Here is a 21,555-nt window from a genome sequence, read left to right as displayed (position 1 = left end):
ATTATGGCTAAACATGGTAAGAAATACTTGGAAGCCGCTAAGTTGATTGACAGCGAAGCGACTTATGAGCCTTTGGAAGCCGTTGAATTGGTGAAAAAAGGCGCAACTGCTAAATTTGACGAAACTGTTGAAGCGGCAGTCCGTCTGGGCGTAGATTCCCGTAAACAAGACCAGGCTGTTCGTGGTGTTGTTGTCCTGCCGCATGGTACGGGTAAAACACAACGTGTTCTGGTATTTGCAAAAGGTGACAAAGTGAAAGAAGCCGAAGCTGCTGGCGCTGATTTTGTTGGCGATCAAGATATGATCAACAAAATTCAACAAGGCTGGTTCGAATTCGACGTCTGCGTTGCGACACCTGATATGATGAGTGAGGTTGGTAAACTGGGTCGTTTGCTCGGTGGTAAAGGCCTAATGCCAAACCCTAAAGCAGGCACAGTTACTTTCGACGTTGCCAAGGCTGTTCAAGAAATTAAAGCCGGTAAAATCGAATACCGTCTCGACAAAGCGGGTCAAATTCATGCGCCAATCGGCAAAGCATCCTTCAGTGCTGAACAACTGAACGAGAATCTTAAAGCTTTGATCGAAGCCTTGAACCGTGCGAAGCCAGCGGCTGCTAAAGGTGTATACCTGAAAAACATCGCTATTTCTTCGACTATGGGACCAAGTGCTCGTGTGAACGCATCTGTTTACAAATAATATTTTAATTGACACGTTCAATTGATTTTGTTATTCTGTAAAAGTTGTGAGTCCGTGTGGCTGACCATTAAAGTTGAATATGCTTACCGTAGACAGTAGGTGCCTCTGGGCTTAATTTCCTACCGAGGTGTTATGATAGAACGTTTCATGTGACGGGCTCGTCCCGTCCATGTGGATTTATCAAGCCTTCGTACTCTACGGAGGCTTTTTTCATGCTCATGAAGGTAGCTTTGGGCGATCACCGGATAGGTTGGTCGAGCAGAGCGGATAAATTGATCAGGAGGTGTACAGTTTGGCAAATGCAAAAGTGATTCAAGCAAAACAAGAAGCTGTTGAAGTTGTAGCTGCAAAATTGCGCGAGAGCGTAACGACTGTGGTTGCTGACTATCGCGGTCTGAATGTTGCCCAAGTAACTGAGCTGCGTAAGCAGCTTCGCGAAGCCGGAATCGAGTTTCAAGTGCTGAAAAACACGCTGCTCCGTCGTGCAACTGCGGCAGCAGAATTGACTGAACTGGACGCAGTATTGACAGGTCCTACTGCAATCGCGTTCGGCAAAGATGATGCAGTGTCTGCAGCTAAAATCTTGAATGATTTCGCTAAGAAAAACACTGCGCTGGAACTGAAAGGTGCAGTTGTAGAAGGCCGTGTTATCGGTGTTGAGGAAATCAAAGCGCTGGCAGAACTGCCATCCCGCGAAGGTCTCCTTTCCATGCTCCTCAGCGTGCTTCAAGCTCCTGTGCGCAACTTCGCGCTTGCAGTTAAAGCTGTTGCAGAAAAAGAAGAGCAAAGCGCATAAGTTAGGGTCTAAAGCTGCTGTATAGCAGATTGAAAACAAAAAAATAAGAATTTAAATGGAGGTTCAACCATGAGTAAAGAGCAAATCTTGGAAGCAATTAAAGGTATGTCCGTATTGGAACTGAACGATCTCGTGAAAGCAATCGAAGAAGAATTCGGCGTAACTGCAGCAGCTCCAGTAGCTGTAGCAGGTGGCGCAGCAGGCGGCGGCGCAGAAGCTGAGCAATCCGAGTTCGACGTAATTTTGACAAGCGCTGGCGCTTCCAAAATCAACGTTATCAAAGCAGTTCGCGAAATCACAGGTCTTGGCCTGAAAGAAGCAAAAGAACTGGTTGACAACGCTCCAAAACCACTGAAAGAAAAAATTGCGAAAGAAGAAGCTGATTCCTTGAAAGCAAAATTGGAAGAAGCAGGCGCTTCCGTAGAAGTGAAATAATTGACTGCTATCTAGCGGACAATCTACTAAAACAAACCCCTTGAGGTGATCTTCAAGGGGTTTGTTGCTGTAAAACGGCAGTACAAGCATGTCTGAGACGTTATAGTGAAGGCTATGATGGTATTACAACCAAGGAGGTGGTCATGAATGTCTGATCATTATTACTCCAAACGGCCAGAAACGGCGCATAAACGGAGGAGCCTCGAAACAGTGCTGCGGGGGCGAACATACCGTTTTGCCAGCGATTCAGGCGTTTTCTCCAAGCAGGGGATTGATTACGGTAGCCGTGTGCTAATTGAGGCGATGCAGCTTCCTGCGCAGGCTTCGGTGCTTGATGTAGGGTGCGGCTATGGACCGATTGGTTTGACAGCAGCAGCGCTTGTACCGGATGGTCACGTTACAATGGTGGATATTAACGAGCGAGCCGTTCAACTGGCAATAGAGAATGCGGAGCGGAATGGGATTACCAATGTGACCATAAAGCAAAGCGATCTGTTTGAGAGAGTGAAAGCTGATCGTTTTGACGTGATTCTAACGAATCCGCCTATACGTGCGGGTAAGGAAACCGTGCATACCATTTTTGAGCTTGCTTATGAGCATTTAAATGAAGGTGGGGCTTTGTGGGTGGTTATTCAGAAAAAGCAGGGTGCCCCTTCGGCAAGCACTAAAATCGAGAGCCTTTTCGGACGTGTGGAGGAAGTTACGAAGGATAAAGGCTACCGTATTTTGAAGGCAGAAAAAAAGTTTTAGAAAAATGCAAAAGGACCATTGACTTGAATCCTGGTCTGTGATATTATTATAAAATGTCAGTATTAGGATGCCCTCCATGGCTTTAGTTTGTTGAAATGTCAATAGGTTTATGCGTAGAAGGGTATAGTAATTATACTTATTACGTATAATACAATCATTTTGGGCAAATCTACAAGTGATGAAGATCTTCCGGTAAGAGGATTCTGCAGATACGTCGCTCTTTTTTCGAATGCATTCGAGTAAGGGCTTTTCTGTATTTGTGGATTGAATCTTCTGTATGTGTCTTATTATAAGGTCACAAACAAAGGTTCGCAATGAATTTTTAAAGTGAGTAGACATGAGGGGTGAGTTTAAGTTGGCAGGACATCTTGTTCAATATGGTCGACGCACTCGGCGCAGTTATGCACGTATTAACGAGGTACTTGAGGTTCCGAACCTGATTGAGATCCAGCAAAAATCCTATGATTGGTTTTTGGAGGAAGGATTGCGGGAGATGTTTCGGGATATTTCGCCAATTCAGGATTTCACAGGAAATCTGATTTTGGAGTTTATCGACTATTCTCTCGGAGAACCTAAATATACCGTTGACGACGCAAAGGAACGCGACGTAACGTATGCAGCACCGCTTCGGGTAAAAGTCCGGCTTATTAATAAAGAGACCGGGGAAGTGAAAGAGCAGGAAGTATTCATGGGAGACTTCCCGCTGATGACTGATACGGGTACGTTTATTATTAACGGTGCGGAACGGGTTATTGTCAGCCAGTTGGTTCGCTCTCCCAGCGTCTATTTCAGCACAAAAGTCGACAAGAATGCGAAAACAACATACACCGCAACGGTAATTCCTAACCGGGGGGCTTGGCTCGAACTGGAGATGGATGCGAAGGACATTATCTATGTCCGGATTGACCGTACCCGTAAAATTCCGGTTACAGTGTTGCTGCGTGCGCTTGGTTTTGGCACTGATGCTGAGATTCTGGATTTGCTCGGCAATGACGAATATATCCGTAATACTCTTGATAAAGACAATACGGACTCTACGGAAAAAGCGCTGATTGAGATTTATGAGCGTCTTCGTCCGGGTGAGCCACCTACACTGGATAATGCAAAGAGCTTGCTCGTTGCACGTTTCTTTGATCCAAAACGTTATGATCTGGCCAACGTAGGCCGTTACAAAATCAATAAAAAGCTTCACATCAAAAACCGTCTGTTCAATCAACGGCTTGCTGAGACTTTAATTGATACGACAACCGGTGAAATCATCGCTGAAGCAGGACAAATGGTGGATCGCCGCCTGTTGGACGAGATTTTGGCCCAGCTGGAGGAATCGGTAGGACACCGTACGTATCATGTTGCTACTGGCGTGCTGGAAAGCAACGATATTCCTCTTCAAACGATCGACATATTCTCGCCGATTGAGGATGGTAAAGTTGTAAAACTGATTGCCAACGGAAATATTGATAAATCGGTTAAAAATATTACGCCTGCCGATATTATTTCCTCCATCAGTTATTTTATTAACTTACTTCATGGAATCGGAAGCACAGACGATATTGATCATTTGGGCAACCGTCGTTTGCGCTCTGTAGGTGAATTGCTTCAGAACCAGTTCCGTATAGGTTTATCCCGTATGGAACGCGTGGTGCGCGAAAGAATGTCGATTCAGGATGCTAATGTGATTACGCCACAGGCGCTGATTAACATACGTCCAGTAATTGCTTCGATTAAGGAGTTTTTTGGTAGCTCCCAGTTGTCGCAGTTTATGGATCAGACGAATCCGCTTGCCGAATTGACCCACAAACGTCGTTTGTCCGCACTCGGACCCGGCGGTTTGACACGCGAACGCGCGGGCATGGAAGTACGTGACGTCCATCCGAGTCACTACGGCCGCATGTGTCCTATCGAGACACCAGAGGGACCAAACATTGGTTTGATCAACTCCTTGTCTACCTTCGCGCGTATCAACGAGTACGGATTTATCGAAGCTCCCTATCGCTGGGTTGATCCGAAAACCGGAAAAGTTACAGACCAAATTGATTACCTGACGGCTGATGAAGAAGATAACTACATCGTAGCCCAGGCAAATGAGGAACTGACAGAGGACAGCACCTTTAAGGAAGAGGTCGTCATTGTCCGTTACAACAAGCAGTCTGATAACATCATTCCAATGGCAAGTAGTCGTGTTGACTATATGGACGTATCACCTAAACAGGTTGTGTCCGTGGCAACTGCACTGATTCCGTTCCTGGAGAACGATGACTCCAACCGTGCGTTGATGGGTTCCAACATGCAGCGGCAGGCCGTTCCATTGTTGATTCCAAAGTCTCCTTTGGTCGGAACAGGAATGGAGCATAAAGCTGCGAAAGATTCCGGGGTTTGTATTGTATCCAAATACGATGGTGTGATCGAACGTTCTTCAGCTAACGAAATTTGGTTGCGCCGTATCGAAACCGTAGATGGTTCCGAAGTGAAGGGCGACATCGTTAAGTATAAATTACACAAATTTATGCGTTCGAACCAAGGAACATGCATTAACCAACGTCCAATCGTCAACAGAGGCGATGTGGTGAAAGCTGGCGATATTCTCGCAGATGGCCCTTCCACAGAGATGGGCGAGTTGGCATTGGGACGTAACGTTGTCGTTGCCTTCATGACTTGGGAAGGTTACAACTATGAGGATGCGATCCTGTTGAGTGAGAAGCTGGTTAAGGAAGACGTATACACCTCCATTCATATTGAGGAATACGAATCCGAAGCCCGCGATACGAAGCTTGGACCGGAAGAGATCACTCGTGATATCCCGAATGTCGGTGAAGAAGCGCTCCGTAATCTGGATGAGCGTGGAATTATCCGCATTGGTGCCGAAATCGGCGCAGGTGACATTCTCGTTGGTAAAGTAACACCTAAGGGTGTGACGGAGTTGACAGCCGAAGAACGCCTCTTGCATGCGATCTTTGGTGAGAAGGCACGCGAGGTTCGCGACACTTCCTTGAGAGTTCCTCACGGAACAGACGGTATTGTTGTGGACGTCAAAGTATTTACACGTGAGAATGGCGACGAACTGCCACCAGGCGTGAACCAACTGGTTCGTGTATATATTGCTCAAAAACGTAAAATTTCCGAAGGCGATAAAATGGCCGGACGTCACGGTAACAAGGGTGTCGTTGCCCGTATTTTGCCTGAAGAAGATATGCCTTTCTTGCCAGACGGTACACCAGTACAGGTCGTTCTGAACCCGCTGGGCGTACCTTCACGGATGAACATCGGACAGGTGCTTGAAATTCATCTGGGTATGGCCGCAATGCGTCTTGGTATTCATGTGGCAACGCCTGTATTTGATGGTGCCAAGGAGTATGACGTGTTCGATACGATGGAAGAGGCAGGCATGCAGCGCAATGGTAAGACAGTGTTGTATGACGGACGTACAGGCGATCGTTTTGAACGAGAAGTTACTGTCGGTGTCATGCACATGATCAAACTGGCGCACATGGTTGACGATAAAATCCATGCTCGTTCTACAGGTCCTTACTCTCTCGTTACGCAACAGCCGTTGGGTGGTAAAGCTCAATTCGGTGGTCAGCGTTTCGGTGAGATGGAAGTATGGGCACTGGAAGCCTACGGCGCGGCTTACACGCTTCAGGAAATTTTAACTGTTAAATCCGATGATGTGGTTGGACGTGTTAAAACTTACGAATCCATCGTCAAAGGTGAAAATGTTCCTGAACCGGGTGTGCCTGAATCATTCAAGGTCTTGATCAAAGAGCTGCAAAGCTTGGGTATGGACGTGAAGATTCTGTCTGAAGACGAACAAGAGATCGAAATGAGAGAGCTTGATGATGAAGATGATACAACCAGCGATAAGCTGAGTTTGAATCTGGAAGGCTCTGAGGTTGGCGTAGAATAGTTTGTCTGCTGACTGAATCATATCAGCTTTGTTATATGCCTCGAACCATTCTCTACAGGATGGATCAGGCTTCTTGATACCGCCCGGTGCTGCCGGGCGGTATCAAACCTAAAAACTCAGGATTTGGTTAAGGAGGGTTGCTCCTTGTTGGACGTTAACAATTTCGAATATATGAAAATCGGGCTTGCTTCCCCCGAAAAGATTCGTTCTTGGTCCCGCGGAGAAGTCAAAAAACCGGAGACGATTAACTATCGTACGCTTAAACCGGAAAAAGAAGGACTATTTTGCGAGAAAATTTTCGGACCTACGAAAGACTGGGAATGTCATTGCGGTAAGTACAAACGCGTGCGCTATAAAGGTGTTGTCTGTGACCGTTGTGGCGTAGAGGTTACCCGCGCTAAGGTTCGTCGTGAACGTATGGGTCACATCGAGCTGGCTGCCCCTGTATCGCATATTTGGTACTTTAAAGGCATTCCGAGCCGTATGGGTCTTGCTCTTGATATGTCTCCAAGATCTCTGGAAGAGATCATTTACTTCGCATCTTATGTTGTAACTGATCCAGGAGATACGCCATTGGAAAAAAAGCAACTCCTGTCCGAGAAAGAATACCGGAGCTACCGTGAAAAGTACGGCTATGGATTCCAGGCTGGTATGGGTGCTGAGGCGGTTAAGAAGCTCCTTCAAGATTTGGATATAGACAAAGAATTGGAATTTCTGAAAGAAGAGCTGCGTACAGCTCAAGGACAACGCCGCAACCGTGCGATCAAGCGTCTTGAAGTGATTGAGGCTTTCCGTAACTCCGGCAACCAGCCGGACTGGATGATCATGGATGTGCTGCCTGTTATTCCTCCGGAGCTCCGTCCGATGGTACAGCTGGATGGTGGACGATTTGCTACCTCTGACCTGAATGACTTGTACCGTCGTGTTATAAACCGTAACAACCGTCTGAAACGCCTGCTAGATCTGGGTGCTCCGGATATTATCGTACAGAATGAAAAACGGATGCTACAGGAAGCTGTTGACGCCCTGATCGATAATGGTCGTCGTGGTCGCCCTGTTACAGGTCCGGGTAACCGTCCTTTGAAATCCCTCAGCCACATGCTGAAAGGTAAACAAGGACGTTTTCGTCAAAACTTGCTCGGAAAACGTGTTGACTACTCCGGTCGTTCCGTAATCGTTGTAGGTCCGTACTTGAAAATGTACCAATGCGGTTTGCCGAAAGAAATGGCCTTGGAACTGTTCAAGCCTTTTGTTATGAAAGAACTTGTGAACAAAGGTCTTGCACACAACATTAAGAGCGCGAAACGTAAAGTAGAGCGCGTGAGTGCAGAAGTATGGGATGTGCTCGAAGAAGTAATCAAGGAGCATCCGGTTCTTCTGAACCGTGCCCCTACGCTGCATAGACTCGGTATTCAGGCGTTTGAGCCGATTTTGGTTGAAGGTCGTGCAATTCGTTTGCATCCGCTCGTATGTACGGCATACAATGCCGACTTTGACGGTGACCAAATGGCGGTTCACGTTCCGTTGTCTGCGGAAGCCCAAGCAGAAGCTCGTTTGCTCATGCTGGCCTCCGGTAACATTTTGAATCCGAAAGACGGCAAGCCTGTTGTTACTCCTTCCCAGGATATGGTCCTTGGTTCTTTCTATCTGACTATGGATAACAAAGAAGAAGAAGGCAGCAACATGATCCTTCGTAACATGAACGAGGCTATATCGGCTTACCAGCGCGGTACAGCGGGTCTTCATGCTCGTGTAGCTATTCCGGTTAAAGCTTTGAATAAAACGAGCTTTACTGAAAAACAACAGGATGCAATGCTGATCACCACGGTTGGTAAAATCATCTTCAATGAAATTTTCCCGGCCAGCTTCCCGTACATCAATGATGCTACCCGTGCAAACCTGCTTTATGGTACTGCTGAGGAGTTCTTTGTATACGAGAAGGGTGTAAATCTTACAGAAGCGATTCAGAATGCTCCGCAAGCTAGCGGCGTAGGTAAGGATTACCTTGGTAACATTATTGCCCGTTGCTTTGAAACTTACCATACAACAGAAACGGCTGTGATTTTGGATAAAATCAAGCAGCTTGGCTTTACGTATTCTACTCGTGCAGGTGTAACTGTTGCTGTATCGGACGTTATCGTGCCAGTGGAGAAAAAAGAAATTCTTAAAGGTTCTGAGGATAAAGCGCAAGTCGTAACGAATCAATACCGTCGTGGTCTGATTACGAACGAGGAACGCTATGACCGGATTATTGATATCTGGTCCAAAGCCAAAGATGATATTACCGAAGTGCTGATGAAGTCCATGGATCGCTATAACTCTATCATGATGATGGTTGACTCCAAAGCGCGGGGTAACAAATCACAGATTACCCAACTCGGCGGTATGCGTGGTCTGATGGCAAATCCATCCGGTCGTATTATCGAGCTCCCAATTAAATCGAACTTCCGTGAAGGCCTGACAGTACTCGAATACTTCATCTCCACTCACGGAGCGCGTAAAGGTTTGGCGGATACAGCACTTCGTACGGCTGACTCCGGTTATCTTACTCGTCGTCTAGTCGATGTGGCACAGGATGTTATCGTGCGTGAAGAAGATTGTGGAACGGATAAAGGCTTTACAGTAAGCCGTATTCAGGACGGTAAAGAAGTTATTGAGGACCTCTATGACCGTCTGGAAGGTCGCTATTGCTTTGAAACGGTACGTCATCCGGAGACTGGCGAGATTTTGGCTAGCCGTAACGAATTGATTGATTCCGACAAAGCTGAAGCAATTGTTAAAGCTGGTGTACAAAAGGTTCAAATTCGTTCTGTACTAAGCTGTCGTGCCAAACATGGCGTCTGCAAGAAATGCTACGGTCGCAATCTGGCTACTGGCAAACACGTTGAGATTGGTGAAGCAGTTGGTATTATCGCGGCGCAATCCATCGGTGAACCAGGAACCCAGCTTACAATGCGTACATTCCACACAGGCGGTGTAGCGGGCGATGATATTACACAAGGTTTGCCGCGTATTCAGGAGCTTTTCGAAGCACGTAATCCTAAAGGTCAGGCAACCATCAGTGAAATTGACGGTACAGTTAAAGAAATTCGTGAAGGTAAAGATCGCCGTGAGATCGACATTCAGGGTGAAGCTGAAACGAAAACTTATTCGGTTACGTATGGTTCTCGTCTGCGCGTAAGCGAAGGCATGACTGTGGAAGCCGGGGATGAACTGACAGACGGTTCAATCGACCCTAAAGAAATGCTGCGCATTAAAGGTATTCGCGGGGTACAGAACTATATCCTTCAGGAAGTTCAACGCGTATATCGGAATCAGGGCGTAGAGATCAATGATAAGCACGTGGAAGTTATGATTCGCCAAATGTTGCGTAAAATCCGTATCCTTGATGCGGGGAATACAACGCTACTTCCAGGCTCCTTTGTTGATGTGCACGAATATGAAATTGCAAACAAAACAGCGATTCTCAGCGGCCAAGAGCCAGCGGTAGCCAAACCGGTTCTGCTTGGTATAACCAAGGCATCTCTGGAAACTGACTCCTTCTTGTCAGCAGCTTCCTTCCAAGAGACCACACGCGTGCTGACCGATGCAGCTATAAAAGGCAAGGTCGATCAGTTGCTTGGTCTGAAAGAGAACGTTATTATCGGAAAGTTGATCCCTGCGGGTACAGGTATGAATCGTTACCGTAGTGTGAAATTTGCCCAACCGGAAGGGGAGCAATCCTCGTCAGAAGAACTCGAACCGATTTCGGCCGAGTAATAAAACGTTAACAAATGGCATGATGGGCCCGGAACATTGCATCTCTGATGAAGCTTCTAGATTACGGCTTTGTTAGACGGTGTTCCGGCGCTTTTTCTTGAAATGAAAAGTATTTCTTTGTTAAGCAAACTATAGTCTATAATTGTCTTGACATTGCTTATAGTCAATGCTAATATAGCAAAGGTGCGTGAGTAGCCTATATGCTATTGTGTCTTTTCGGAGGAATGAGATATGTCTAAAGAACAAGGACTGCAAGATGCTCATGTCAAAATCGGTACCAAACAAACCATCCGTATGGTCGAATTGGGCTTCGCCTCTGAAGTATATGTGGCAGAAGACGCAGATCCACGCCTCACTTCCAACATCATTGCTTTGTGCAACAAGCAAGGAGTCAAGGTGACTCTTGTAGATACAATGAAAAATCTCGGAGCTGCATGTGGGATTGAAGTGGGAGCCGCCATGGCTGCTATCGTAAAACAATAGGGTAAGGAACGTTTTTGTCTAAGAGAATGGATTCTTGACGGCAAAGACTTTTCATTTGTTCTTTTATGAACCGCCTGGGTCTGTGGGCTTAGAAATGGTTTGTGAAGCAACAGGAAAAATTGAGGAAGGGGGTGGCAACCACAATGCCAACTATTAACCAACTGGTTCGTAAAGGACGTCAAGCCAAAATCGAGAAATCGAAATCACCAGCTTTGCAAAAAGGTTTTAACGCCTTGAAACGTGAAGCTACCGACATCAGTGCCCCGCAAAAACGCGGAGTATGCACTCGTGTAGGTACTATGACTCCAAAAAAACCAAACTCCGCACTTCGTAAATATGCTCGTGTTCGTTTGACGAACCGTGTAGAGGTGACTGCTTACATTCCGGGTATCGGACACAACCTGCAAGAACACAGCGTAGTGCTGATTCGCGGGGGTCGTGTAAAAGATCTTCCAGGTGTACGTTACCATATCGTTCGCGGTGCCTTGGATACTGCAGGCGTAAACAACCGCATGCAAGCTCGTTCCAAATATGGCGCAAAACGCCCTAAAGCTAAAAAATCCTAATGAATATAAACCGAATAAGTCGGTTTAACATGTAAGAAAGGGGGATATCCATGCCACGCAAAGGTCCAGTTACCAAAAGAGACGTGTTGCCAGATCCGGTATATAACAGCAAGTTGGTTACCCGCCTGATCAACCGCATCATGCTCGACGGAAAACGAGGCGTTGCTCAAAGCATTCTGTACAATGCGTTCAAGCTTATCCAAGAACGTACGGGGAATGACCCGATGGAAGTTTTTGAAGCAGCTATTAAGAATATCATGCCAGTCCTGGAAGTTAAAGCACGCCGTGTCGGCGGTGCCAACTACCAAGTACCAATCGAGGTAAAACCAGAAAGACGTACTTCCCTGGGTTTACGTTGGCTCGTAAACTACTCCCGCAACCGCGGCGAGAAAACGATGGAAGAGCGTTTGGCAGCTGAGATTATCGACGCTTCCAACAACACAGGCGCTTCCGTGAAGAAACGCGAAGATACGCACAAAATGGCTGAAGCGAACAAAGCGTTTGCTCACTATCGCTGGTAGGATTCAGCTCAAAAAAATAACTTCAATTTTGAAGGGAGACCCATTTCATGGCAAGAGAGTTCTCCTTGACGAATACACGTAATATCGGGATCATGGCTCATATTGACGCGGGTAAAACCACAACAACAGAGCGGATCTTGTTCTACACAGGACGTACGCATAAAATCGGTGAAGTTCACGAAGGCGCTGCGACAATGGACTGGATGGAACAAGAACAAGAGCGCGGAATCACGATTACTTCCGCTGCGACGACCGCTGCCTGGAAAGGTCACCGCGTCAATATCATCGACACCCCGGGGCACGTTGACTTCACTGTTGAAGTTGAACGTTCCCTTCGTGTATTGGACGGAGCAGTTGGTGTTTTCAGTGCGAAAGAAGGCGTTGAGCCTCAGTCCGAAACCGTATGGAGACAGGCTGATCGCTACGGCGTTCCACGGATCGCATATGTAAACAAAATGGATATCATTGGTGCCGACTTCCTGAATGTTGTCTCCGACATGCGTGATCGCCTTCAAGCGAACGCAGTTGCGATTCAATTGCCAATCGGCGCAGAAAATGATTTTACTGGTATCATCGATATCGTTGAACAAAAAGCTCATATGTATAAAGATGATCTTGGTCAAGATATCGAAGAAACCGAAATTCCTGCGGAATTCAAAGATAAAGTTGAAGAACTCCGTAATGAATTGATCGAGAAGGTCGCTGAACTGGATGAAGATTTGACAATGAAATACCTGGAAGGCGAAGAAATTTCGGTTGCCGAAATTAAAGCCGCTCTTCGTAAAGGTGTTGTAGAAGTTAAAATTTTCCCAGTTATCTGTGGATCTTCTTACCGTAACAAAGGTGTTCAGCTCATGCTGGATGCTGTTCTCGACTACTTGCCGGCTCCTACTGACGTGCCAAGTATTCAAGGACATTTGGAAGATGGTACGGAAGTTGAACGTCACTCTTCCGATGAAGAGCCTTTCTCTGCATTGGCTTTCAAAATCATGACGGATCCTTACGTTGGTAAGCTGACATTCTTCCGTGTATACTCCGGTGTTCTTCAATCGGGTTCATACGTATTGAATGCAACAAAAGGCAAGCGCGAACGTATCGGACGTATTCTTCAAATGCATGCGAACAGCCGTCAAGAAATCACTGTAGTTTACTCCGGTGATATTGCGGCAGCCGTAGGTTTGAAAGATACAGGTACAGGTGATACACTGTGTGATGAGAAGAATCCAGTTATTCTCGAGTCCATGAATTTCCCTGATCCGGTTATCGAGATCGCGGTTGAGCCTAAAACCAAAGCCGACCAAGATAAAATGTCTGTTGCCCTCGGTAAATTGACCGAAGAAGATCCAACTCTTCGCGCTCATACTAACGAAGAAACAGGCCAAACCATCTTGGCAGGTATGGGTGAGCTTCACCTTGATATCATCATCGACCGTATGCGCCGTGAGTTTAAGGTGGAAACCAATGTGGGTAAACCACAGGTTGCTTACCGTGAAACGTTCCGTGCTCCAGCACGTGTCGAAGGTAAATTCGTTCGTCAATCCGGTGGTCGTGGTCAATATGGTCACGTATGGGTTGAGTTCGAACCGCTTGAGCCAGGTACTGGTAGCCAATTCGAAAGTAAGGTAGTCGGCGGCTCTGTTCCTAGAGAGTACATCGCTCCTGCTCTTGCTGGTATTGAAGAACAAATGAAAAATGGCGTTATCGCAGGCTTCCCGCTTGTGGACGTTAAAGCTACAATTGTGGACGGATCATACCATGATGTCGATTCCAATGAAATGGCGTTTAAAATTGCCGGATCTATGGCGCTGAAAGCAGCGAAAGACAAATGTAAACCGGTATTGCTTGAGCCGATTATGAAAGTTGAAGTAACGGTTCCTGAGGAATACATGGGTGACGTAATGGGTATGTTGAACTCCCGTCGTGGTCGGATTGAAGGTATGGATTCCCGTAGTGGAGCTCAAATCATTCGTGCGAAGGTGCCTTTGTCCGAAATGTTCGGATACTCGACTACACTTCGTTCCGGTACACAAGGACGCGGCGTGTTCTCCATGGAGCTTTCTCATTATGAAGAGGTTCCGAAGAGCATTGCTGAAGAGATCGTTGCCAAAACCAAGGGCGGCGAGTAATACAATGTATCAGCTGACCGGTATAATCAAGGTTTTTCCAAGAGGAAGCCGGCAGCCTAAAAATAAAACAAGTTATTGAGGAGGAATTGTTCAAATGGCAAAGGCTAAGTTTGAACGTAACAAACCGCACGTTAACATCGGTACTATTGGTCACGTCGATCATGGTAAGACTACTTTGACTGCTGCAATCACAACTGTATTGTCCAAAACTTACGGTGGTGCTGCTGTAGCATTCGACCAAATCGATAAAGCTCCAGAAGAGCGCGAACGCGGTATCACAATCTCCACAGCACACGTGGAATACGAAACACCTAACCGTCACTATGCACACGTTGACTGCCCAGGTCACGCCGACTATGTTAAAAACATGATCACTGGCGCTGCACAAATGGACGGAGCGATTCTGGTTGTATCCGCAGCTGACGGCCCAATGCCGCAAACTCGCGAGCACATCCTGTTGTCCCGCCAAGTAGGCGTTCCTTACATCGTTGTTTTCCTGAACAAATGTGACATGGTTGAAGACGAAGAGCTGTTGGAACTGGTTGAAATGGAAGTTCGTGACTTGCTGAGCGAATATGACTTCCCAGGCGACGACACTCCAATCATTCGCGGTTCCGCTCGTGAAGCTCTGCAAAACCCAGAGGGCGACTATGCTAAGAAAATCGTTGAAATGTTCGAAACAATCGACACTTACATCCCAACTCCAGAACGCGACACTGACAAGCCTTTCTTGATGCCTGTCGAGGACGTATTCTCCATCACAGGTCGTGGTACAGTTGCTACAGGCCGTGTAGAGCGTGGTACTGTTAAAGTGGGCGACGAAATCGAAATCATCGGTATTCAAGAAGAATCTCGTAAATCCGTAGTAACAGGAGTAGAAATGTTCCGCAAATTGCTTGACTCTGCTCAAGCTGGCGATAACATCGGCGCATTGCTTCGCGGTGTAGATCGTGCGCAAATCGAGCGTGGCCAAGTATTGGCTAAACCAGGTTCTGTTAAACCTCATACAGAATTTTCTGCTCAAATCTACGTTTTGACTAAAGAAGAGGGTGGACGTCACAAACCTTTCTTCACAGGTTACCGTCCACAGTTCTACTTCCGTACAACTGACGTAACAGGTATCATCACTTTGCCAGAAGGTTCCGAAATGGTAATGCCTGGTGACAACATCACAGTTACTGTTCAACTGATCAACCCGATCGCTATCGAAGAAGGAACTAAGTTCTCTATTCGTGAAGGTGGACGTACAGTTGGCGCCGGTGCGGTAGCAACAATCTCTAAATAAGAAGGCTTTGGCCTTTAAATAAAGCAACATTGTACTGGAACGAGTAACATTGTATTGGAACGGAGCTAAAAGAAGCCCCCGCCCTGGTGCGGGGGCTTTTCTCTTGAATAAATCGCGAGCTGCGAGTGCAATTGTATCTTTTCAAAATAAGATACATTGTTTTTTCGTTTTTGCTTGCAATAGGCAGAACTATTAGATATAATAACTAATGTTGTTTGTGACTGTGCGATGATGTGAGAGGTTACTGACACACCCGGCCCCTTTGCCATGGGAGGGATGTCCGAAAATTTTCACGGAGTATGTCCGATACCAAATTGGGCGATAGAAGGAGGGACTAAAATGGCAAAGCAAAAGATTCGTATTCGTTTGAAAGCTTACGACCACAGAATTCTTGATCAATCCGCTGAGAAAATTGTTGAAACAGCTAAACGTTCGGGCGCAGGTGTATCCGGACCAATTCCGCTGCCAACCGAAAAACAAATCATTACTATTCTCCGTGCGGTACACAAGTACAAGGATTCCCGGGAGCAGTTCGAAATGCGCACACATAAGCGTTTGATCGACATTGTTAACCCGACTCCACAAACTGTGGATGCCTTGATGCGCTTGGACCTGCCGTCCGGTGTAGATATCGAAATTAAATTGTAATTTGTGATTAGGAAAAGAAAAGAGGTGTCAACATGAAAGGTATCTTAGGAAAAAAACTCGGAATGACTCAAGTGTTTACCCCTGAAGGTAACGTACTTGCTGTTACGGTTATCGAAGCGGGCCCTTGTGTTGTTCTGCAAAAGAAAGATCTGGAAAACGATGGATACGAAGCTATTCAACTCGGTTTCTCTGATAAAAAAGAAAAAAGATCCAATAAACCTGAAGCAGGACATGCGAAAAAAGCAAATACTGCACCTAAGCGCTACGTTCGTGAACTTCGTGGCATCGACCTTGCTGCGTACGAGGTTGGCCAAGAACTGAAGGCTGATGTCTTCACAGAAGGCGAATTCGTTGACGTAACAGGTATTTCTAAAGGTAAAGGTTTTGCCGGCGTTATCAAACGTTGGGGACAAAGCCGCGGACCAATGGCACACGGCTCGCGTTACCACAGAGGTCCAGGTTCGATGGGCTCCATTCAAGCTAACCGCGTTCCTAAAGGTAAACACCTGCCAGGACACATGGGGCATGAAACGGTAACGATCCAACGCCTTGAAGTTGTTAAGATCGATACAGAACGTAATGTATTGCTCGTGAAGGGCTCCATTCCAGGACCTAAAAACAGCTTCGTTAAAGTACTAGAAACGGTGAAAAAATAAACAACTGAAGAAAGGAGGAACACGAAATGCCAAAAGTAGCACTTTTTAATATTAGCGGCAGCCAAGTTGGCGAAATTGAATTGAACGACGCAGTATTCGGTATCGAACCGAATAAACACGTTCTTCATGACGCTGTTGTTATGCAATTGGCTTCCCTGCGTCAAGGTACTCACAAAGTAAAAGGACGTTCTGAAGTACGTGGTGGCGGACGTAAACCTTGGAAACAAAAAGGTACTGGCCGCGCTCGTCAAGGTTCGATCCGTGCACCGCAATGGGTTGGTGGCGGTACTGTATTTGGTCCGACTCCACGTAGCTATGCTTACAAATTGCCTAAAAAGGTTCGTCGCTTGGCGATCAAATCTGCTTTGTCTTCCAAAGTGATTGAGAATGAAATCATCGTATTGGACGCTCTTACACTGAACGGACCTAAAACGAAAGAATTCGCAGCCATTTTGAATAACCTTAAAGCTGACCGTAAAGCATTGATCGTAGCTCCTAGCTATGATGATAATGTGGCTCTGTCCGCTCGTAATATTCCTGGTGTGAAGTTTGTAGCCGCAGACGGCATTAATGTTCTTGACGTGCTTGGACACGACAAACTGATCATTACGAAGGAAGCAGTTCAGAAGGTAGAGGAGGTGCTCGCGTAATGAAGGATCCTCGTGATATTATCAAACGTCCGGTAATCACCGAACGTACGGCTGGTATGATGAATGACTTGAAATACGTTTTCGAGGTAGACATTCGTTCCAATAAAGTCGAGGTTAAAAAAGCAATCGAAGCGATCTTTAACGTGAAAGTAAGTAACGTAAACACGCTTCGTGTTCCTGCAAAACCAAAGCGCTACGGTCGTCATTCCGGCTATACGAGCGAGTGGAAAAAAGCGTTTGTAACGCTGAGCAAAGACAGTAAGCCGCTTGAGTTTTTTGAAACGGTATAATTGAAACTGTAAAGTAAGGAGGGAAACTCAGTGCCAATTAAAAAGTATAAACCGACGTCCCCGGCCAGACGTGCTATGTCTGTATCTACTTTCGAGGAGATCACAACTAATCAGCCCGAGAAATCGTTGCTGGCGCCTCTGAGCAAGCAAGCTGGACGTAATAACCAAGGTAAAATTACGGTTCGTCATCATGGCGGTGGACACAAACGTAAATACCGTATTATCGACTTCAAACGTAACAAAGATGGAATACCGGGCCGCGTTGCTACGATCGAATATGATCCGAACCGTACGTCCAACATCGCACTTATCCACTATGTGGATGGTGAAAAACGTTACATCATCGCTCCTAAAGGCTTGAAAGTAGGGGACGAAGTGGTTTCCGGCGTAGGTTCCGATATCAAAATCGGTAACTCTTTGCCTTTGGAGAACATTCCAGTAGGTACGGTTATCCACAACATCGAATTGAAACCGGGCAAAGGTGGTCAACTGGTTCGCGCTGCCGGTACGGAAGCCCAGCTTCTTGGTAAAGAAGAGAAGTATGTAACAATTCGTTTGACTTCTGGTGAAGTTCGTCGCGTTCTGAAAGTTTGCCGCGCTACAATCGGCTCTGTTGGTAACGAAGACCATGAATTGGTGAAGATCGGTAAAGCCGGACGTAGCCGTTGGTTGGGACAACGTCCTGAAGTTCGTGGTGTTGTTATGAACCCTAACGATCACCCGCACGGTGGTGGTGAAGGTCGCGCTCCAATCGGACGTAAATCTCCAATGTCTCCATGGGGTAAACCAACCCTGGGTTACAAAACACGTAAAAAAGGCAAAGCATCTGATAAATACATCGTTCGTCGTCGTACTAAGTAATAAGACGTGCGCTTAAGTCGCACGTTAACATATTAAGGAACGACAACGTTTTAACGAAGGGAGGATTCATACATGGGTCGCAGTCTCAAAAAAGGACCGTTCATTGATGGTTACTTACTGAAAAAAGTAGAGGTTTTGAACGAATCGGACAAAAAAGTCGTGATCAAAACTTGGTCCCGTCGCTCTACAATTTTCCCGCAATTTATCGGACATACGTTTGGTGTATACGATGGTCGTAAACACGTGCCGGTATACGTAACGGAAGATATGGTCGGACACAAGTTGGGCGAATTCGCTCCAACACGTACCTATAAAGGCCATTCGGATGACGATAAGAAAACAAGAAGATAATCAACACAGCGTAGTGTTTGAGAGGAGGTAAACTCAATGGAAGCAAAAGCACATGCTAAATCCGTACGGATTTCCGCTCGTAAAGTTAAACTCGTTATCGATTTGATTCGCGGTAAGCAGGTTGGTGAGGCGATCGCAATTCTTCGCCATACTCCAAAATCCGCTTCTCCAGTCGTTGAGAAGCTGTTGAACTCTGCTATTGCAAATGCAGACCACAACTACTCTTTGGACGTGAACAAGTTGGTTGTATCGCAAGTTTTTGTGAACCAAGGTCCTACAATGAAACGGTTCCGCCCGCGTGCAATGGGACGTGCAAGCCGCATCAATAAACGCACCAGTCATATTACTCTGGTGGTATCTGAAAAATAAGGAGGGAAAACGTGTGGGCCAAAAGGTAAATCCAATCGGACTCCGAATCGGTATTATCCGTGATTGGGAATCCAAATGGTATGCAGGCAAAGATTTCGGTGATCTTTTGCTAGAAGACGTTAGAATTCGTGAACATCTGAAAAAAAGATTGAAAGATTCCGCTGTATCCCGTGTTGAAATCGAGAGAGCAGCTAACCGCGTCAACGTAACGATTCACACTGCGAAGCCTGGTATGGTTATCGGTAAGGGTGGTTCCGAAGTTGAAAACTTGCGTAATGAAATTACTAAAATCGCAGGCGGTAAAAAGGTACACATCAATATTTCTGAAATTAAAAATCCTGAGCTGGATGCAATCTTGGTTGCAGAGAGCATTGCACAACAATTGGAACGTCGCGTTTCTTTCCGTCGTGCTTTGAAGCAAGCCATCCAAAGAACTATGCGTTCTGGAGCAAAAGGAATTAAAACTCAAGTAGGCGGACGTCTTGGCGGTGCCGAAATCGCTCGTTCCGAAGGGTACAGCGAAGGAACAGTTCCACTGCATACGCTTCGTGCCGACATTGATTACGGTACAGCGGAAGCTCATACAACTTACGGCCGTATTGGCGTAAAGGTATGGATCTATCGTGGAGAGGTTCTTCCTCCAGCTAAGAAACAAGCTCCTCAGGAAGGAGGCAACTAATCATGTTGGTACCAAAACGCGTAAAACATCGTAAGCAACAACGTGGTCATATGAAGGGTCGTGCAAAAGGCGGCACTACACTGAACTTTGGTGAGTATGGTTTGCAAGCTACTGAACCTTCATGGATTACTAACCGTCAGATCGAAGCTGCTCGTATTGCGATGACTCGTTATATCAAACGTGGTGGTAAGGTTTGGATTAAAATTTTCCCTGACAAACCAATTACTCAGAAGCCTCTTGAGGTTCGTATGGGTAGTGGTAAAGGTAACGTAGAAAAATGGGTTGCAGTAGTGAAGCCAGGAAAGATCATGTTCGAACTTGCTGGTGTTCCGGAAGAGGTTGCTCGTGAAGCAATGCGTCTTGCCGCTCACAAACTGCCAATCAAAACTAAGTTTGTGAAACGTGAAGAATTGGGTGGTGAAGCAAATGAAGGCTAGTGAATTTCGCAACCTAACCACTGCTGAAATTGAACAAAAGATCTCTGGGTTCAAAGAAGAACTCTTTAACCTTCGTTTTCAACTCGCTACCGGTCAGCTTGATAACCCGACTCGGATCGGCGATGTACGTAAGGAAATTGCTCGTGCTAAAACCGTGATCCGTGAAAGAGAACTTGGGATTAGCTAAGATATCAGACCGGGTGGAGATTCCGCCTGTAATTAGGAAGGAGGCCAACAATGAGCGAACGTAATGCCCGTAAAGTATTAGTCGGTAAAGTAGTCAGCGATAAAATGGACAAAACGATTGTGATTGCTGTAGAAACTTACAAAAAACATGATCTCTACCATAAACGCATTAAAGTAACAAAGAAATTCAAAGCTCATGATGAAAACAACACCGCACAAATCGGTGATACTGTTAAAATCATGGAAACTCGCCCTTTGTCCAAAGACAAAAACTGGAGACTGGTCGAAATCGTTGAAAAAGCTGTTATAATCTAATGTAGTGTAGTTTTTCCGAAAGGAGGATAAATAAATGATTCAACCATTTACACGTTTGACTGTAGCTGACAATTCCGGCGCGAAGGAACTGATGTGTATCCGTGTGCTCGGTGGTACGGGACGTCGTACAGCTCAAATTGGTGACCTGATCGTTTGTTCCGTAAAACAAGCAACACCAGGCGGCGTTGTCAAAAAGGGTGATGTAGTAAGAGCGGTTGTTGTTCGTACTAAACGTTCTATCCGCCGTAAAGACGGTTCCTACATCGGATTTGACGAGAACGCAGCAGTGGTCGTTAAAGAAGACAAGAGCCCACGTGGTACTCGTATTTTCGGACCAGTTGCTCGCGAACTTCGTGATAAAGACTTCATGAAAATCGTTTCCTTGGCTCCGGAAGTGATCTAAATTCACCTTAAAATGTGCCCGTAGGAGGTGTACGAAATGCCAAAAGTGAAAAAAGTTCTGGAATCCCATAACAACAAGCTGCACGTCAAAAAAGACGATACTGTTCTGGTGATTACAGGTAAAGATAAAGGTAAAAAAGGTCGCGTTATCGCTGCTTACCCTCGTCAAAACCGTGTGCTTGTGGAAGGTGTTAACATGATTAAAAAACACCAAAAGCCTAATCAGCTAAATCCACAAGGCGGCATCATCGAGAAAGAAGCTCCGATTCACGTTTCCAACGTTATGCACATTGATCCGAAGAGCGGAAAAGTAACTCGTGTTGGTTACAAAGTATTGGACAACGGAAAAAAAGTGCGCATTGCAAAACGTTCTGGCGAAGTGATCGACTAATT

At 46.1% G+C, this 21,555-nt stretch carries 24 protein-coding genes and 1 other annotated feature; all 24 genes read left to right on the top strand.

The window, feature by feature from the left end; translation table 11 throughout:
* Positions 1-3 precede the first annotated feature (3 nt).
* The 24 genes from rplA to rplX all read left to right on the top strand — a co-directional run bounded on the left by rplA (position 4) and on the right by rplX (position 21,553).
* Positions 4-696 carry a 50S ribosomal protein L1 gene (gene rplA, locus NST83_RS22155; protein WP_014278322.1) on the top strand — a complete coding sequence of 231 codons (693 nt, stop codon included), beginning with the start codon at positions 4-6 and terminating at the stop codon, positions 694-696.
* Positions 697-764: 68 nt separating this feature from the next.
* Positions 765-916 (top strand) — a sequence feature (ribosomal protein L10 leader region).
* Positions 917-988: 72 nt separating this feature from the next.
* Positions 989-1,492 (top strand): 50S ribosomal protein L10, encoded by a 504-nt coding sequence (gene rplJ / locus NST83_RS22150; protein WP_134912299.1) that lies wholly within the window; start codon positions 989-991, stop codon positions 1,490-1,492.
* Between the two features lie 69 nt (positions 1,493-1,561).
* Positions 1,562-1,927 (top strand): 50S ribosomal protein L7/L12, encoded by a 366-nt coding sequence (gene rplL, locus NST83_RS22145; RefSeq protein ID WP_342415675.1) that lies wholly within the window; start codon positions 1,562-1,564, stop codon positions 1,925-1,927.
* A 147-nt stretch (positions 1,928-2,074) separates the two neighbouring features.
* Entirely contained in the window at positions 2,075-2,677 is a 603-nt protein-coding gene (locus NST83_RS22140; protein WP_342415674.1) for a class I SAM-dependent methyltransferase, read from the top strand.
* A 355-nt stretch (positions 2,678-3,032) separates the two neighbouring features.
* Positions 3,033-6,578, top strand: coding sequence for a DNA-directed RNA polymerase subunit beta (gene rpoB, locus NST83_RS22135; RefSeq protein WP_137060424.1), 3,546 nt, complete (start codon positions 3,033-3,035; stop codon positions 6,576-6,578).
* Positions 6,579-6,722: 144 nt separating this feature from the next.
* Complete coding sequence (gene rpoC / locus NST83_RS22130) at positions 6,723-10,337, top strand: DNA-directed RNA polymerase subunit beta' (RefSeq protein ID WP_137060423.1); 3,615 nt, start codon at positions 6,723-6,725, stop codon at positions 10,335-10,337.
* Positions 10,338-10,568: 231 nt separating this feature from the next.
* The gene (locus NST83_RS22125) at positions 10,569-10,820 is read left to right on the top strand and encodes a ribosomal L7Ae/L30e/S12e/Gadd45 family protein (protein WP_014278316.1); all 252 of its coding nucleotides are present in this window, start codon (positions 10,569-10,571) and stop codon (positions 10,818-10,820) included.
* Positions 10,821-10,963: 143 nt separating this feature from the next.
* Entirely contained in the window at positions 10,964-11,386 is a 423-nt protein-coding gene (rpsL, locus tag NST83_RS22120) for a 30S ribosomal protein S12 (protein WP_007432587.1), read from the top strand.
* Positions 11,387-11,436: 50 nt separating this feature from the next.
* On the top strand, positions 11,437-11,907 hold the full coding sequence (rpsG, locus tag NST83_RS22115; protein ID WP_007432586.1) for a 30S ribosomal protein S7: 471 nt from the start codon (positions 11,437-11,439) through the stop codon (positions 11,905-11,907).
* A gap of 47 nt (positions 11,908-11,954) precedes the next feature.
* The gene (fusA, locus tag NST83_RS22110; RefSeq protein ID WP_137060422.1) at positions 11,955-14,033 is read left to right on the top strand and encodes an elongation factor G; all 2,079 of its coding nucleotides are present in this window, start codon (positions 11,955-11,957) and stop codon (positions 14,031-14,033) included.
* A 94-nt stretch (positions 14,034-14,127) separates the two neighbouring features.
* The gene (tuf, locus tag NST83_RS22105) at positions 14,128-15,318 is read left to right on the top strand and encodes an elongation factor Tu (RefSeq protein WP_028542619.1); all 1,191 of its coding nucleotides are present in this window, start codon (positions 14,128-14,130) and stop codon (positions 15,316-15,318) included.
* A gap of 339 nt (positions 15,319-15,657) precedes the next feature.
* Positions 15,658-15,966 carry a 30S ribosomal protein S10 gene (gene rpsJ / locus NST83_RS22100; RefSeq protein ID WP_005544556.1) on the top strand — a complete coding sequence of 103 codons (309 nt, stop codon included), beginning with the start codon at positions 15,658-15,660 and terminating at the stop codon, positions 15,964-15,966.
* A gap of 32 nt (positions 15,967-15,998) precedes the next feature.
* Positions 15,999-16,622, top strand: a complete 624-nt coding sequence (gene rplC / locus NST83_RS22095) for a 50S ribosomal protein L3 (RefSeq protein ID WP_013312161.1) — start codon at positions 15,999-16,001, stop codon at positions 16,620-16,622.
* A gap of 26 nt (positions 16,623-16,648) precedes the next feature.
* On the top strand, positions 16,649-17,272 hold the full coding sequence (gene rplD / locus NST83_RS22090; protein WP_013312160.1) for a 50S ribosomal protein L4: 624 nt from the start codon (positions 16,649-16,651) through the stop codon (positions 17,270-17,272).
* Positions 17,272-17,562, top strand: coding sequence for a 50S ribosomal protein L23 (gene rplW / locus NST83_RS22085; protein WP_013312159.1), 291 nt, complete (start codon positions 17,272-17,274; stop codon positions 17,560-17,562). The genes rplD and rplW overlap by 1 nt, the downstream gene beginning before the upstream one ends.
* Before the next feature lie 30 nt (positions 17,563-17,592).
* The gene (rplB, locus tag NST83_RS22080) at positions 17,593-18,423 is read left to right on the top strand and encodes a 50S ribosomal protein L2 (RefSeq protein WP_134912313.1); all 831 of its coding nucleotides are present in this window, start codon (positions 17,593-17,595) and stop codon (positions 18,421-18,423) included.
* 72 nt (positions 18,424-18,495) lie between these two features.
* Entirely contained in the window at positions 18,496-18,774 is a 279-nt protein-coding gene (gene rpsS / locus NST83_RS22075) for a 30S ribosomal protein S19 (RefSeq protein WP_044647210.1), read from the top strand.
* Between the two features lie 36 nt (positions 18,775-18,810).
* Positions 18,811-19,143 carry a 50S ribosomal protein L22 gene (gene rplV / locus NST83_RS22070; RefSeq protein ID WP_013312157.1) on the top strand — a complete coding sequence of 111 codons (333 nt, stop codon included), beginning with the start codon at positions 18,811-18,813 and terminating at the stop codon, positions 19,141-19,143.
* 13 nt (positions 19,144-19,156) lie between these two features.
* Positions 19,157-19,822 carry a 30S ribosomal protein S3 gene (gene rpsC, locus NST83_RS22065; protein ID WP_044647211.1) on the top strand — a complete coding sequence of 222 codons (666 nt, stop codon included), beginning with the start codon at positions 19,157-19,159 and terminating at the stop codon, positions 19,820-19,822.
* Positions 19,823-19,824: 2 nt separating this feature from the next.
* Positions 19,825-20,259, top strand: a complete 435-nt coding sequence (gene rplP, locus NST83_RS22060) for a 50S ribosomal protein L16 (RefSeq protein ID WP_137060421.1) — start codon at positions 19,825-19,827, stop codon at positions 20,257-20,259.
* A complete protein-coding gene (rpmC, locus tag NST83_RS22055; protein ID WP_014278310.1) occupies positions 20,249-20,446 on the top strand; it encodes a 50S ribosomal protein L29 in 198 nt (65 codons plus the stop codon). The genes rplP and rpmC overlap by 11 nt, the downstream gene beginning before the upstream one ends.
* A gap of 50 nt (positions 20,447-20,496) precedes the next feature.
* Entirely contained in the window at positions 20,497-20,760 is a 264-nt protein-coding gene (rpsQ, locus tag NST83_RS22050) for a 30S ribosomal protein S17 (protein WP_007432574.1), read from the top strand.
* Positions 20,761-20,794: 34 nt separating this feature from the next.
* Positions 20,795-21,163, top strand: coding sequence for a 50S ribosomal protein L14 (rplN, locus tag NST83_RS22045; RefSeq protein WP_007432573.1), 369 nt, complete (start codon positions 20,795-20,797; stop codon positions 21,161-21,163).
* A gap of 36 nt (positions 21,164-21,199) precedes the next feature.
* A complete protein-coding gene (rplX, locus tag NST83_RS22040) occupies positions 21,200-21,553 on the top strand; it encodes a 50S ribosomal protein L24 (protein WP_013312155.1) in 354 nt (117 codons plus the stop codon).
* Positions 21,554-21,555 lie beyond the last annotated feature (2 nt).

It is taken from the genome of Paenibacillus sp. FSL R10-2782 (genome assembly GCF_038592985.1).
Classification (GTDB): Bacteria; Bacillota; Bacilli; order Paenibacillales; family Paenibacillaceae; genus Paenibacillus; species Paenibacillus terrae_C.
This window is presented reverse-complemented; position numbering and strand designations above follow the sequence as displayed.

Bases quoted from the DNA above. Each gene is read 5' to 3' on its own strand.
- rplC (WP_013312161.1), top strand. From the start codon at position 15,999: ATGAAAGGTATCTTAGGAAAAAAACTCGGAATGACTCAAGTGTTTACC.
- fusA (WP_137060422.1), top strand. From the start codon at position 11,955: ATGGCAAGAGAGTTCTCCTTGACGAATACACGTAATATCGGGATCATG.
- tuf (WP_028542619.1), top strand. From the start codon at position 14,128: ATGGCAAAGGCTAAGTTTGAACGTAACAAACCGCACGTTAACATCGGT.
- rplP (WP_137060421.1), top strand. From the start codon at position 19,825: ATGTTGGTACCAAAACGCGTAAAACATCGTAAGCAACAACGTGGTCAT.
- rpsL (WP_007432587.1), top strand. From the start codon at position 10,964: ATGCCAACTATTAACCAACTGGTTCGTAAAGGACGTCAAGCCAAAATC.
- rplX (WP_013312155.1), top strand. From the start codon at position 21,200: ATGCCAAAAGTGAAAAAAGTTCTGGAATCCCATAACAACAAGCTGCAC.
- rplW (WP_013312159.1), top strand. From the start codon at position 17,272: ATGAAGGATCCTCGTGATATTATCAAACGTCCGGTAATCACCGAACGT.
- rpsS (WP_044647210.1), top strand. From the start codon at position 18,496: ATGGGTCGCAGTCTCAAAAAAGGACCGTTCATTGATGGTTACTTACTG.
- rpsG (WP_007432586.1), top strand. From the start codon at position 11,437: ATGCCACGCAAAGGTCCAGTTACCAAAAGAGACGTGTTGCCAGATCCG.
- NST83_RS22125 (WP_014278316.1), top strand. From the start codon at position 10,569: ATGTCTAAAGAACAAGGACTGCAAGATGCTCATGTCAAAATCGGTACC.
- rpsJ (WP_005544556.1), top strand. From the start codon at position 15,658: ATGGCAAAGCAAAAGATTCGTATTCGTTTGAAAGCTTACGACCACAGA.
- rplD (WP_013312160.1), top strand. From the start codon at position 16,649: ATGCCAAAAGTAGCACTTTTTAATATTAGCGGCAGCCAAGTTGGCGAA.
- rplA (WP_014278322.1), top strand. From the start codon at position 4: ATGGCTAAACATGGTAAGAAATACTTGGAAGCCGCTAAGTTGATTGAC.
- rpmC (WP_014278310.1), top strand. From the start codon at position 20,249: ATGAAGGCTAGTGAATTTCGCAACCTAACCACTGCTGAAATTGAACAA.
- rpsQ (WP_007432574.1), top strand. From the start codon at position 20,497: ATGAGCGAACGTAATGCCCGTAAAGTATTAGTCGGTAAAGTAGTCAGC.
- rplN (WP_007432573.1), top strand. From the start codon at position 20,795: ATGATTCAACCATTTACACGTTTGACTGTAGCTGACAATTCCGGCGCG.
- rplL (WP_342415675.1), top strand. From the start codon at position 1,562: ATGAGTAAAGAGCAAATCTTGGAAGCAATTAAAGGTATGTCCGTATTG.
- rplV (WP_013312157.1), top strand. From the start codon at position 18,811: ATGGAAGCAAAAGCACATGCTAAATCCGTACGGATTTCCGCTCGTAAA.
- NST83_RS22140 (WP_342415674.1), top strand. From the start codon at position 2,075: ATGTCTGATCATTATTACTCCAAACGGCCAGAAACGGCGCATAAACGG.